This window comes from Vibrio sp. ED002 (assembly GCF_023277445.1).
Lineage (GTDB): Bacteria > Pseudomonadota > Gammaproteobacteria > Enterobacterales > Vibrionaceae > Vibrio > Vibrio jasicida.
In genome coordinates, this window is sequence record NZ_CP080240.1 from 1 (window position 1) to 12,464 (window position 12,464).

Annotated in this window: 11 protein-coding genes and 4 pseudogenes; 9 read left to right on the forward strand and 6 right to left on the reverse strand. The window is 43.3% G+C overall.

Translation table 11 applies throughout. From position 1 onward, the window contains the following. Window positions 1–68: 68 nt before the first annotated feature. Entirely contained in the window at window positions 69–1,259 is a 1,191-nt protein-coding gene (locus ITG12_RS27015) for an IS91 family transposase (protein ID WP_248875209.1), read from the forward strand. 282 nt (window positions 1,260–1,541) lie between these two features. Here ITG12_RS27015 and ITG12_RS27020 read toward each other — a convergent pair whose 3' ends face one another. Further along, a complete protein-coding gene (locus ITG12_RS27020; protein WP_045499081.1) occupies window positions 1,542–1,871 on the reverse strand; it encodes a hypothetical protein in 330 nt (109 codons plus the stop codon). Next, a complete protein-coding gene (locus ITG12_RS27025; protein ID WP_045499084.1) occupies window positions 1,871–2,410 on the reverse strand; it encodes a ParA family protein in 540 nt (179 codons plus the stop codon). Before ITG12_RS27025 ends, ITG12_RS27020 begins: the two co-directional genes overlap by 1 nt. A 223-nt stretch (window positions 2,411–2,633) precedes the next feature. Between ITG12_RS27025 and ITG12_RS27030 the strand changes: the two are divergent. The 7 genes and pseudogenes from ITG12_RS27030 to ITG12_RS27060 form a co-directional block, all read left to right on the forward strand. Further along, window positions 2,634–2,966, forward strand: a pseudogene (locus tag ITG12_RS27030) (Rpn family recombination-promoting nuclease/putative transposase); the annotation flags it as partial. Between the two features lie 67 nt (window positions 2,967–3,033). Then, window positions 3,034–3,954 carry an IS5 family transposase gene (locus ITG12_RS27035; protein WP_233969805.1) on the forward strand — a complete coding sequence of 307 codons (921 nt, stop codon included), beginning with the start codon at window positions 3,034–3,036 and terminating at the stop codon, window positions 3,952–3,954. Window positions 3,955–4,105: 151 nt separating this feature from the next. After that, a pseudogene (locus tag ITG12_RS27040) lies at window positions 4,106–4,237 on the forward strand (transposase); the annotation flags it as partial. A gap of 496 nt (window positions 4,238–4,733) precedes the next feature. Further along, window positions 4,734–5,009 (forward strand): HU family DNA-binding protein, encoded by a 276-nt coding sequence (locus ITG12_RS27045; protein WP_039978003.1) that lies wholly within the window; start codon window positions 4,734–4,736, stop codon window positions 5,007–5,009. A 29-nt stretch (window positions 5,010–5,038) separates the two neighbouring features. Further along, window positions 5,039–5,176 (forward strand): hypothetical protein, encoded by a 138-nt coding sequence (locus ITG12_RS27050; protein WP_248875211.1) that lies wholly within the window; start codon window positions 5,039–5,041, stop codon window positions 5,174–5,176. A 200-nt stretch (window positions 5,177–5,376) separates the two neighbouring features. After that, entirely contained in the window at window positions 5,377–5,619 is a 243-nt protein-coding gene (locus ITG12_RS27055; RefSeq protein WP_248875213.1) for a hypothetical protein, read from the forward strand. A gap of 641 nt (window positions 5,620–6,260) precedes the next feature. Then, entirely contained in the window at window positions 6,261–6,800 is a 540-nt protein-coding gene (locus ITG12_RS27060) for a transglutaminase-like cysteine peptidase (RefSeq protein WP_248875215.1), read from the forward strand. Window positions 6,801–7,025: 225 nt separating this feature from the next. Here ITG12_RS27060 and ITG12_RS27065 read toward each other — a convergent pair. Next, window positions 7,026–7,832, reverse strand: a pseudogene (locus tag ITG12_RS27065) (TAXI family TRAP transporter solute-binding subunit); the annotation flags it as partial. Between the two features lie 80 nt (window positions 7,833–7,912). On the opposite strand from ITG12_RS27065, the gene ITG12_RS27070 reads away from it, so the two are divergent. Continuing rightward, entirely contained in the window at window positions 7,913–8,833 is a 921-nt protein-coding gene (locus tag ITG12_RS27070; RefSeq protein WP_248875053.1) for an IS5 family transposase, read from the forward strand. 183 nt (window positions 8,834–9,016) lie between these two features. Here the strand turns inward: ITG12_RS27070 and ITG12_RS27075 are convergent, their stop codons facing one another. The 3 genes and pseudogenes from ITG12_RS27075 to ITG12_RS27085 form a co-directional block, all read right to left on the reverse strand. Continuing rightward, window positions 9,017–9,937 carry a helix-turn-helix transcriptional regulator gene (locus ITG12_RS27075; protein ID WP_248875217.1) on the reverse strand — a complete coding sequence of 307 codons (921 nt, stop codon included), beginning with the start codon at window positions 9,935–9,937 and terminating at the stop codon, window positions 9,017–9,019. 238 nt (window positions 9,938–10,175) lie between these two features. After that, a complete protein-coding gene (locus tag ITG12_RS27080; RefSeq protein ID WP_248875218.1) occupies window positions 10,176–10,361 on the reverse strand; it encodes a hypothetical protein in 186 nt (61 codons plus the stop codon). Window positions 10,362–11,520: 1,159 nt separating this feature from the next. Continuing rightward, window positions 11,521–12,440, reverse strand: a pseudogene (locus ITG12_RS27085) (IS5 family transposase). Window positions 12,441–12,464 lie beyond the last annotated feature (24 nt).

Consider the following 12,464-nt stretch of genomic DNA (forward strand, 5'->3'; position numbering starts at 1 on the left):
GCTACGCTCGAAAGCAAAGAGACTTAACCTTCACAGTGTGCTGACAATTCTGCATTACCCTAGTGGTCATGCACTTGCGATCACTCAGACAACTTTTCTCTCGGAATGGCACCTGGGCCATCTACCTCAGTAAACACATCTCTGAAATCAGAGAGGTCGTTGTCGATAACGTCACCCGAATGATGGCTTGTAGCTCATCGTGCATGGGGTCACGGCTCTATAAATGCAAAAATTCTGGCTGTACCTACACCAAAAACCTCAATCAAACCTGTAAGTCTCGTGCTTGCAGCAGTTGTGGCGTCAAATCCACCGAAAGGTGGATACGCCAACAACGGCATGTGTTGCCTGATTGCGAATGGCAACACATCACCTTCACCATGCCAAGCACTCTCTGGCCTATCTTTCGTCATAATCGCTGGTTGCTTAATCGATTATTCAAATGCGCAGCCGACATTTTAACGACTTGGGCCAAACGGCAAGGCTTAGAAATAGGCGTTTTTTGTGCGCTTCATACCTACGGCCGAAAGCTCAATTGGAATTGCCATGTTCATGCTTCAGCAACACGGGGAGGAATTTGCCAACGAACGGGACTGTGGAAGCCGATTTATTTCAAAGCCAAAGTGACCGAAGCATGTTGGCGAGCTGCGATCACGCAGCTGTTAAGCACGTATTACTCAGAGCTTGATTTAAGTGCAGCTGATTGCCCGTTCATACGTCATGAAAAGGATTGGTTCGCCTTTCTACGTAGTCAATATCGCCGTCGTTGGAAACTGCATTTTGGTAAGAAAACGGACCAACAGCATAAGACGGTCAATTACCTAGGTCGTTATTTGAAGCGGCCTCCAATTTCAGGCTCTCGCTTGCACCACTACAGCAAAGGCGGTCAGCTGACGTTTGAATACCTTAACCATCGTACTGGGGAAAAGGAAATGCTGACTTTAGCCGCTGAGGATTTGATTTGCCGGCTCATCGAACACATTCCCGATAAGCACTTTAAGATGATCCGCTACTACGGTTTTCTGTCGAATCGTCGCCGTGGTGAAATGCTGCCAAAAGTCTACGATGCGTTAGAGATGGAAAGCAAGGACGCGCCAGCGCTGCCTTGCTATGCCAGCATGCTAAAGAAATACGCGAAGGTTGATCCGTACGAATGCCTATTCTGCAGAGACAGGTTAGAGTTTGTCAGCTTTAGAGCGGAAGAAAGCCGTGAAGAATTGATAAGACAGACAGTTTTGGAAGGCCAATTGAGGTCAGCTTAGTTCCTTTCTGTGGATAAGTTTATCTGCAATTTGAGCAAACTTGATCATGGCAACATTTCCGCTACATCACCCATACCACTCAGAAATATTATTACCACAAACCAATCACAACCAATTGAATTACCTTCGATTTAGCTCGCTCTTTCAAAGGTAAGGAAACTTTGACTTTCCTTACCTTTTATATAACACATCACGTAAATACGATATTGCATTTACAAATTAGGCAATACAATTTAGTAAATACATTAATGTAAATACAAAAAGGAACATACAACTTTGTATTTACTCGTTCCCAGTCTTCATTTTCTGAACAGCCGTTTCTATAACCGCAGTCACAGTCATTCCATTTTTACCAGCAACCAGCTTTAACATCGCATAGTCTTTAATACTAAGTCTAAAAGTCATACTTCCTGATTTAGATAACTCTAAATTTGAAATAGCAGAAATGAAAGAATCTAACTCGTCTCCATTCATACCATCTACGGAACTCTTCGCATCTTTCCAAGACATCGACGTAACGTTAATACAAGAACGTAAATACGAATCTGTATTTACGTTAAGCCCAAGATCTTCATCGGCTAGATTCTTGGCGTCATTTTTAACTAAAGCCATTACAACAACACCTCTAATAGCAATGCGGATATATCATTAATTTCTCGATTTCTAGGTGCATCAGAAAAAGCAATACGGGTGTTTATTTGCTTTTTCGCGACACGCCCATATTTCGAGAGCTCATCTCGATATGGTTTGTAATTAGAATTAGCTACGCAACCATTTAGAAAAAAGACAACCTTATCTAATACACCAACTTTATCTAGTCGCTGCACCATCCGGCTAACTTCCTTCATATCATCTTTTGATGGGCGAACAGGAACTAGAATTATTGAATCGACCTCTTTCGCCGCTGTAAGTAACTCTACATTTTTATCAGTATGAGCGCCTTGAGTATCATAGATAAAGAAATCAGCTTCTTCTTCTTTAGAAACTAACTCTGGATTATTTGCCATCCAATCCGCATAGTGTTGTTGCGGATCCATATCGTCTCCCGCTACCTTTTTCTGGTTGTTATTCCCTAAAACTAAATGAGCCAATTTTGCATGAGTAGACTTCCCTACTCCACCTTTTGATGAATAGTAAATTATATACTTCATATGTATGCACACTTATGTATTTACGTGAATGTACATACACAATAGCAAGATAATCCAAATTGTAAAGTCATTTTTGTATTTACGCAATTGTAAATACAAAAGACACATTTCAACAGGAGGCCCTTTCTGCACTAGCCTTTAGTCAGTCAAACAATTAATACATAAGTGTAAAATAGTACGGTATATACGAATGAAAGTAGTTGGTATAGTATCGACAGATGAAATGGGGATAAGCAGAATGAAGACACCAACGTCAATACATGATGGATTGTTTAAGTCGTTCTTGACTGTGCCAGAGACAGCAAAAGACTTTCTCGATATTCACTTACCAGGACACATCAAACAAATCTGCAACCTCGATACGCTCCAGCTTCAATCAGGTTCATTTTTGGAAGATGAGTTAGTGCCGTATTATTCCGATGTGCTGTATTCAATGGAGACGGACTGTGGGGTAGGGTATGTGTACGCTTTGATAGAGCATCAAAGCAGCCCAGACAAACACATGGGCTTTCGATTGATGCGGTACGCTATTGCCGCGATGCAAGGCTTTGTTGCGTAATTCGATGGAACTAAATCAAGAAGCTACGATCTGATCGGCTACACCAATCAAACGTCGTAGCCTCATGCCAAAGCCCCGTTACAAAACAACTAACTGGAAGCAGTACAATAAAGCCTTAATCAACCGTGGTTCTCTGACCTTTTGGGTTGATGAGGAAGCGATAGCCGAATGGAAGCAAAACAAACAAGGCAAGCGTGGTAGACCTCGCCGATTCAGTGACTTAGCCATTACTACCGCACTGATGGTGAAACGTGTTTTTTCTATGCCATTGAGAGCGCTGCAAGGTTTTCTAGACTCAGTATTTAGGCTGGCTAACATCCCGCTTGTTTGTCCGCACTACACCTGTATAAGCCGCCGAGCCAAGGAAGTTGAGGTTTCATTTAAAACCAAAACCAGAGGTGCAATACAACATCTGGCCATTGATGCCACTGGCCTCAAGGTTTATGGCGAAGGTGAATGGAAGGTCAAGAAGCATGGTACTGATGGGAAGCGCAGAGTCTGGCGTAAGCTACATATCGCAGTAGATACAAGCACCCACGAAATAGTCGCAGCAGAGTTGAGTTTATCTAACGTAACCGATGCCGAAGTGTTCCCCAACTTACTCAAGCAGACACGCCGTAAAATCATTGAGATATCAGGTGATGGCGCTTATGACACAAGGAATTGCCATGATGCTATACGGAGCAAGCGAGCGGTTCCGCTAATCCCGCCACGAGAAGGTGCTGCCTTCTGGGAGCGAGAACACCCTCGCAATTTAGCAGTAGGTTGTCAGAAGCTCTACGGCTCGAACAAGAAATGGAAAAAGCGGTATGGCTATCATAAGCGCTCGCTATCAGAGACAGCAATGTATCGGGTGAAACAGTTGTTAGGTGGAAGTTTAAGCCTGAGAAACTACAACGCTCAGGTTGGCGAGACTTACGCCATGATCAAAGCACTGAACAAACTTACAGGGCTTGGTATGCCTGAAACTCAGTATGTTGTATAAAAGTCGCTCAACTTTAGGAGGTTTGGTTTCTCGTCTGAATTACGCAACAAAGCCCCTTGTTGCTTAAATCGATGGAACGAAATCAAGAAGCCACGATCTCAACCGTCGTGGCTTCATGCCTAAATTTCTTTACAAAACAACCGAATAGAAGCTGTTCAATAAAGCCGTAATAAACCGTGGCTCTCTGACCTTTTGGGTTGATGAGGAAGCGACTGCCGAGTGGAAGCAAAACAAACAAGGCAAGCGTGGTAGACCTCGCCGATTCAGCGACTTAGCCATTACAGTCACAAACACAAAAAACTCGTCTATACTCAAAGTGTGTAAGTCAGGCACGACCCCGCTTGGCTTTATCATCCTTGATTAGGTTCATACCTAAACCCTCTGCTCCCCTAGCCAGAGGGTTTTTATTTGATCGTTAGTCAACGTTTGACTCACTATCGACAAGATTACTTATAAACGTCAGGCAGACCTCCCTGACGCGTTCTCTCCTAGATAGGCAAACGCCAATCACTCAGCAACCTCGTTGCTGAGTTTTTTTGTGATATTCCATTGATTTTTAACGTTAAGAAAGCACCGTTGTGCATTTTGTGCCAAGCTATTGATCAGCCACTTAGCCAGTAAAGGGGACAGTCCACTTTCCTCTTTCTCGCAACCTGTCTTGGTGGCACTTGTAGGATATTGACATCGTTTTGTCGCCATTTTGACGATGAAGACGTCACTTAATCGCATGATCGGCACTGTTTTAAAGCCATGGCCTATTTAATAAGGAACATAACCGTATGAATAAATCGCAACTGGTTGAACATATTGCCCAAACGGCAGACATCTCGAAAGCAAAAGCAGATGCCGCGCTGAACGCAATAATTGAAGGCATTTCAGACACGCTATCGAGTGGGGATGAAGTGGCATTGATTGGTTTTGGTACCTTCAAAGTCAATCAGCGCGCCGCGCGTACAGGCCGTAACCCGAAAACTGGCGAAGAGATCCAGATTTCTGCAGCTAACGTGCCCGCCTTTAAAGCAGGCAAAGCGCTGAAAGAAGCCGTAAACCCATAAGCGATCGCGATGCAATGATGCCACTCCCCATGACGGTAAAGCGCCTGGCTTATCGCAATAAGAAAACCACGCAACCGAGCAAAGAACAGCTTAAAGTGGGTAAAGCTCGTAAGCGTATTGAAGAGCTTCTTGAGCAAAAAGCCCTGGCAAAATTGCATGAGTTATGAGCGGTATAGGATAAATGGGTGCTATACTTCCTATGTAACTCATATTGCAAAGCATAACTTTCTGATGGCCACTGTGGTACGCAGTGGCCTTTTTTTGTGTTCGTGTTGACATGTACCGCCGTTTCTTATGAGCTGCTGCTTCACTACCTCAAGCCTCAACTCAAAGACAAACGCGACGTCTGCACCCTATCGACTCGCTGGTGATAAAACTTTTAGGCAAACAAGGGTTGATTAAAAGAGAAGCGCTGAAATACCTCAACAATAAGGTATACCGCCTGACTCCCGAAGAAGTAGAACTCTCCATGCAAGAAGCATCACGAGCAGGTCAAAAAGCAAAAGAAGCTTATATTGAGCAGCTTATTGAACGTAAGCGTGAAACGTTTTTTACCGAACTTAATCATCAACTGAATCATTCTTTGCAACCCCAAGATAAATCAGCGTGATAGCGTGGTGACCATATTGCGCTTGGATATAACCCACCTAACGATAAAACCCAAACTGACATCTGCCCGGTTCATAGTATCAATGAACAACCATTCATGTGGCGTGACTTCCGCATAACCTGAACTCAACAGCGTCGTATTAACCTGTTCAATACTAACCATTTACTCTCCTTAAAAAGAGCCCTCGCAAGCTTCAGATAAAGGGCTATCTCGGTATCATTCATCACCACATAGTAAATGACTGAGTACCGTTTCGCTCTGTAGACACAGAGCATTATTATGCAGGACGAAAAACAGGCACCTTAACGAGTAAGCTCTAACACTGACTGTTTGGACTTAACAAGACTTTTCCTTCGATGGTATTGAGTGTTTGAAGGACCAATATTGTAACGACAAGAATTCCCTTCAACATATATTGTATTAAGTAAGTTATGTTCGAGATAGGTAATACGCACGTTACCTTTATTTGGCGAAACAATAATGTTCTCTAAGCATAGAAGTGCTTTGGCAAGCAACTAGTGACAACAATATTGAAGAACGCCGCAACGCTCTTAGTTGCGGCTGGAGACATCAAGCTACTGTCAAAAAATATAAAAACGATCCTATACTTGATAGGTGAGGTAACAAAGAGGGAAGCTACAATGGAGCTTATTCTTTTGAGTTTGCTTTGGCTAGAGCAAGAAGTACCGGTAACGCTACTTAAACGGAGTCAAAAAGCATTTCAGTCTATCGATTACAAATCAGATCTCGAGTTATGGGGAGAAAGTGAGTACTGGGCAACGCCAGCTGAATTGTTAGATAAAGCTCAGGGAGACTGTGAAGATGTAGCTATAGCTAAATACTTTTTGTTAATAGAGCAAGGTGTACCTATGGACAGGTTGAGGTTAGCATATCAACTTTTAGAGGATGGCGATGTCCACATGCTCTTAGAGTACCACCACGCACCACATCATACCTACCTCCTTGATATTCAAGTTAACGATATTTCTTTAGCTACTCCTTTGCATTTCGAACAGCAAATCCTTAGCTTTAACAACTATGGACTATGGGTTAACCGACAGTTGCTTGGAGACAGCCAATCACAGATGAAACTATGGCGAGAATTTCTTGAACGCTATCAAACTAGCAAAGTAAATCAAGAAATTGCCCTCAGTAAATTTTTGAGTATTCAGGAACAGTAATCGAGCATGACGTACTGAATATCCGATATTTAATAAAAGGGAATAAAAACCTTTCTTGTTGATGGTTACCCACCATAGTTCACCTGAAGTGGTCAAGTAAAACTGGTCACAGCTTTAAGGGGGCATTTCTACAGAAAGCCCTGACTTAGACCTCAAACTAAGCCGTAAGCTATCTACAGTACGAGTTTGCTCGGTTCGTTTTTTGACTGAGCTTGAAGTCAGCAGTTACTTAAGCAGGCCTACTTCTTTGTAGTATTTCTCTGCACCCGGGTGAAGAGGGGTCGAAAGGCCCGCCTTTACCATATCTTCTTTCTTCAAGCTTGCAAATGCAGGGTGTAGGCGTTTGAACGTGTCGAAGTTTTCGAATACCGCTTTTGCAACGTTGTAAGCCACATCATCTGAAACATCAGAAGTTGTTACCATGGTTGCTGCAACGCCAAAGCTGTCTACGTTCTGGTCTGTTCCACGGTACAGACCAGCAGGTACTACACTGGATGTGTAATAAGAGTTGCCAACAACAATCTCGTTGATCTCTGGTCCGGTTGCAGAAACGAGTTTCGCATCACAAGACGTTGTTACTGCTTTGATTGAGCCGTTTGGGTGACCAACCACGTAAATGAACGCGTCGATTTTGTTGTCACATAGCGCTTGTGAGCGCTCAGAGTCTTGTTGCTCAGATGCACGTTTGAAGCTGTCGTTCGTCCAGCCCATCGCATCCATCACTACCTCCATTGTCGCACGGTCACCAGAGCCAGGGTTACCGATGTTGACACGTTTTCCTTTAAGGTCTTGTAGGTTCTCGATGCCAGAATCGGCACGTGCGATGATGTTAAAAGGTTCGGTATGAAGAGAGAACATGGTACGCAGTTTTTTGTACGGACCTTGCTTGGCAAATTTGCTCGTGCCGTTGTAGCCATGGTACTGCCAATCTGATTGCACGATACCAAAATCTAGCTCACCTGCACGGATAGTATTGACGTTGTAAATTGAACCTTCAGTTGACTCTATTGAACAGCGAATGTTGTGTTCTCTAGGCTTTGTTGCGTAATTCGATGGAACTAAATCAAGAAGCTACGATCTGATCGGCTACACCAATCAAACGTCGTAGCCTCATGCCAAAGCCCCGTTACAAAACAACTAACTGGAAGCAGTACAATAAAGCCTTAATCAACCGTGGTTCTCTGACCTTTTGGGTTGATGAGGAAGCGATAGCCGAATGGAAGCAAAACAAACAAGGCAAGCGTGGTAGACCTCGCCGATTCAGTGACTTAGCCATTACTACCGCACTGATGGTGAAACGTGTTTTTTCTATGCCATTGAGAGCGCTGCAAGGTTTTCTAGACTCAGTATTTAGGCTGGCTAACATCCCGCTTGTTTGTCCGCACTACACCTGTATAAGCCGCCGAGCCAAGGAAGTTGAGGTTTCATTTAAAACCAAAACCAGAGGTGCAATACAACATCTGGCCATTGATGCCATTGGCCTCAAGGTTTATGGCGAAGGTGAATGGAAGGTCAAGAAGCATGGTACTGATGGGAAGCGCAGAGTCTGGCGTAAGCTACATATCGCAGTAGATACAAGCACCCACGAAATAGTCGCAGCAGAGTTGAGTTTATCTAACGTAACCGATGCCGAAGTGTTCCCCAACTTACTCAAGCAGACACGCCGTAAAATCATTGAGATATCAGGTGATGGCGCTTATGACACAAGGAATTGCCATGATGCTATACGGAGCAAGCGAGCGGTTCCGCTAATCCCGCCACGAGAAGGTGCTGCCTTCTGGGAGCGAGAACACCCTCGCAATTTAGCAGTAGGTTGTCAGAAGCTCTACGGCTCGAACAAGAAATGGAAAAAGCGGTATGGCTATCATAAGCGCTCGCTATCAGAGACAGCAATGTATCGGGTGAAACAGTTGTTAGGTGGAAGTTTAAGCCTGAGAAACTACAACGCTCAGGTTGGCGAGACTTACGCCATGATCAAAGCACTGAACAAACTTACAGGGCTTGGTATGCCTGAAACTCAGTATGTTGTATAAAAGTCGCTCAACTTTAGGAGGTTTGGTTTCTCGTCTGAATTACGCAACAAAGCCTCATGAACTGACTCACTCGGTAGCGACTAAGTGAAATGCCCCTCGCTGTTACTATATCAGCAATGGTTCTCGCTCCAGCGGAACCATTTCTCAACTAATAAGCTCGGCGAACTTCAGCAGAACCGGCGGCTATGTCGCCAGTTTTATAACTCTGTTCATCAAATCAACGTTAGAAAGTAATATGTGGGAATCAATCTCAGCCAACTTAATTTCAATTTTTTTGTCACAGCCCGTTTTCCTTAACGATGTGACCTTAAACCCTAACTTACTCAATATAGATAAGCTAACATCCAAGTGATAACCAATATAAACTTTCAATATATTATTGTCTTTTAATAACTCTACAATTAACTGGTCAATGACAAAAAAAAACCAATCTTTGTTATGCCAAGTAAAGTCTGGAATGTATAAAAATGACTCATTTTCTTTTTGATAAGGCTGAATTCGCTGCGCATTTTTGAAAGCTTCGATGAATGAAACTTTCTGACAATTAGAATACTTAGCCCAAAAAGAATGAGCCACAATATTCATATTTTTATCGTATCTACACAAATATCTAACATCACCATTAATTTGCTGACTTATTAATTCATCCATGTTTAATGAAATTTTCCTATCCCCTCTTTTACCGAAAAAATACTCGGCGATAAGCTCAATTTCCTTTTTTTTTGTTAATGGGTTTGATGGTGAGTATGCAACGTCTTTATATTCAGAGGTCTCAAACTGTCGTTTGATTGCCATGTATGTGAGATTTCCAGTGCTTCCTACAATTTTACAAAAAGATATATATTCTCTACTTTCGCTCTCTGTATTTCTAAGTTTCAATTCTTTATATAAACTATAAATATCACCATCAAGAGCTCTTAATGCTAAGATCATTTTTGATTTAATTGGTATTGTTACTCCTCTTTCCCATCGGCTAATTGAAACCACATCTATAGAGGATAACTCAGAGTTATAATTATCTAACTCATGAAACTTTTTCACTATGCTTTTTTGAGTCATTTTATTTTTAATACGAAGCTCTTTGAATATACTACCAAAGTCCATAGTACTACCTAAAAGTTTAAATAAATATCAAAATGCCAACCTTCGGCGTTTTTCAAGATAGTTGCCATTAGTTACTTGTTGGCATTTTCCGATCTGTATTTTTTACTTACCTATTTGAAATTGTGAGCTATATGTTAGTTTATGTTCCATTTTTAATGAATGTCAATCCCGTCGTCAACCATTACGTTCTGATGTTGGTCAAGTAGCTGTTGAAGCTCAGCTTAAACAGCCTGTGCAATCAAATCTCTAGCCCCTCTTTGCAGAGTAAGCATTCATACGGATCGACGTTAGCAAGCTTCTTCAGCATTCTGACATAGCAAGGCAGCGCTGGCGCGTCCTTGCTTTCCATCTCTAACGCATCGTAGACTTTTGGCAGCATTTCACCACGACGACGATTCGACAGGAAACCGCTGTAGCGGATCATCTTAAAGTACTTATCGGGGATATGTTCGATGAGCCGGCAAATCAAATCCTTAGCGGCAAAAATCAGCATTTCCTTTTCCCCAGTACGATGGCTAAGGTATTCAAACGTCAGCTGAGCGCCTTTGCTGTAGTGGTGCAGCGAGAGCCTGAAATTGGAGCCTGCTTCAAATAACGTCCTAGGTAATTGACCGTCTTATACTGTTGGTCCGTTTTCTTACCAAAATGCAGTTTCCAACGCCAACGATATTGACTACGTAGAAAGGCGAACCAATTCTTTTCATGACGTATGAACAGGCAATCAGCTGCACTTAAATCAAGCTCTGAGTAATGCGCGCTCAAGAGCTGCGTGATCGCAGCTCGCCAACATGCTTCGGTCACTTTGGCTTTGAAATAAATCGGCTTCCATAGTCCCGTTCGTTGACAAATTCCTCCCCGTGTCGCTGAAGCGTGAACATGGCAATTCCAATGTAGGTATGAAGCGCACAGAAAACACCTATTTCTAAGCCTTGCCATTTCGCCCAAGTCGTTAAAATGTCGGCTGCGCATTGGAATAATCGATTAAGCAACCAGCGATGATGACGAAAGATAGGCCAGAGAGTACTCGGCATGGTGAAGGTGATGTGTGTCATTCGCAATCTGGCAGCACATGCTGTTGGCGTATCCACCTTTCGTGGATTTGACGCCACAACGGCTGTAAGCACGAGACTTACAGCTTTGATTGAGGTTTTTGGTGTAGGTACAACCAGAATTTTTGCACTTATAGAGCCGTGACCCCATGCTCGCTGAGCCACAAGCCATCATTCGGGTGACGTTATCAACAACGACATCTCTGATTTCAGAGATGTGTTTACTGAGATAGATCGCCCAGATGCCATTCCGAGATAAAAGTAGTCTGAGTGATCGTAAGTGCATGACCAGTAGGGTAACGCAGAATTGTCAGCACACTGTAAAGTCTCTTTGCTTTCGAGCGTAGCTCGCTCAGGCGGCTATGTCGCCGGTTCAATGATGTTTTATTACTAGACACTGCGGCTTCTTTTCTTTCTGGAGAATAACGAGACAAATGAATTCTACTTACACCCTAACTGATTAATTTTTAACAGTGATAAGGCTTTGTTGCGTAATTCAGACGAGAAACCAAACCTCCTAAAGTTGAGCGACTTTTATACAACATACTGAGTTTCAGGCATACCAAGCCCTGTAAGTTTGTTCAGTGCTTTGATCATGGCGTAAGTCTCGCCAACCTGAGCGTTGTAGTTTCTCAGGCTTAAACTTCCACCTAACAACTGTTTCACCCGATACATTGCTGTCTCTGATAGCGAGCGCTTATGATAGCCATACCGCTTTTTCCATTTCTTGTTCGAGCCGTAGAGCTTCTGACAACCTACTGCTAAATTGCGAGGGTGTTCTCGCTCCCAGAAGGCAGCACCTTCTCGTGGCGGGATTAGCGGAACCGCTCGCTTGCTCCGTATAGCATCATGGCAATTCCTTGTGTCATAAGCGCCATCACCTGATATCTCAATGATTTTACGGCGTGTCTGCTTGAGTAAGTTGGGAACACTTCGGCATCGGTTACGTTAGATAAACTCAACTCTGCTGCGACTATTTCGTGGGTGCTTGTATCTACTGCGATATGTAGCTTACGCCAGACTCTGCGCTTCCCATCAGTACCATGCTTCTTGACCTTCCATTCACCTTCGCCATAAACCTTGAGGCCAATGGCATCAATGGCCAGATGTTGTATTGCACCTCTGGTTTTGGTTTTAAATGAAACCTCAACTTCCTTGGCTCGGCGGCTTATACAGGTGTAGTGCGGACAAACAAGCGGGATGTTAGCCAGCCTAAATACTGAGTCTAGAAAACCTTGCAGCGCTCTCAATGGCATAGAAAAAACACGTTTCACCATCAGTGCGGTAGTAATGGCTAAGTCACTGAATCGGCGAGGTCTACCACGCTTGCCTTGTTTGTTTTGCTTCCATTCGGCTATCGCTTCCTCATCAACCCAAAAGGTCAGAGAACCACGGTTGATTAAGGCTTTATTGTACTGCTTCCAGTTAGTTGTTTTGTAACGGGGCTTTGGCATGAGGCTACGACGTTTGATTGGTGT

Bases quoted from the DNA above. Each gene is read 5' to 3' on its own strand.
- ITG12_RS27020 (WP_045499081.1), bottom strand. From the start codon at position 1,871: ATGGCTTTAGTTAAAAATGACGCCAAGAATCTAGCCGATGAAGATCTT.
- ITG12_RS27025 (WP_045499084.1), bottom strand. From the start codon at position 2,410: ATGAAGTATATAATTTACTATTCATCAAAAGGTGGAGTAGGGAAGTCT.
- ITG12_RS27035 (WP_233969805.1), top strand. From the start codon at position 3,034: ATGCCAAAGCCCCGTTACAAAACAACTAACTGGAAGCAGTACAATAAA.
- ITG12_RS27070 (WP_248875053.1), top strand. From the start codon at position 7,913: ATGCCAAAGCCCCGTTACAAAACAACTAACTGGAAGCAGTACAATAAA.
- ITG12_RS27075 (WP_248875217.1), bottom strand. From the start codon at position 9,937: ATGGACTTTGGTAGTATATTCAAAGAGCTTCGTATTAAAAATAAAATG.
- ITG12_RS27045 (WP_039978003.1), top strand. From the start codon at position 4,734: ATGAATAAATCGCAACTGGTTGAACATATTGCCCAAACGGCAGACATC.
- ITG12_RS27015 (WP_248875209.1), top strand. From the start codon at position 69: ATGCACTTGCGATCACTCAGACAACTTTTCTCTCGGAATGGCACCTGG.
- ITG12_RS27080 (WP_248875218.1), bottom strand. From the start codon at position 10,361: ATGATCCGCTACAGCGGTTTCCTGTCGAATCGTCGTCGTGGTGAAATG.
- ITG12_RS27050 (WP_248875211.1), top strand. From the start codon at position 5,039: ATGACGGTAAAGCGCCTGGCTTATCGCAATAAGAAAACCACGCAACCG.
- ITG12_RS27060 (WP_248875215.1), top strand. From the start codon at position 6,261: ATGGAGCTTATTCTTTTGAGTTTGCTTTGGCTAGAGCAAGAAGTACCG.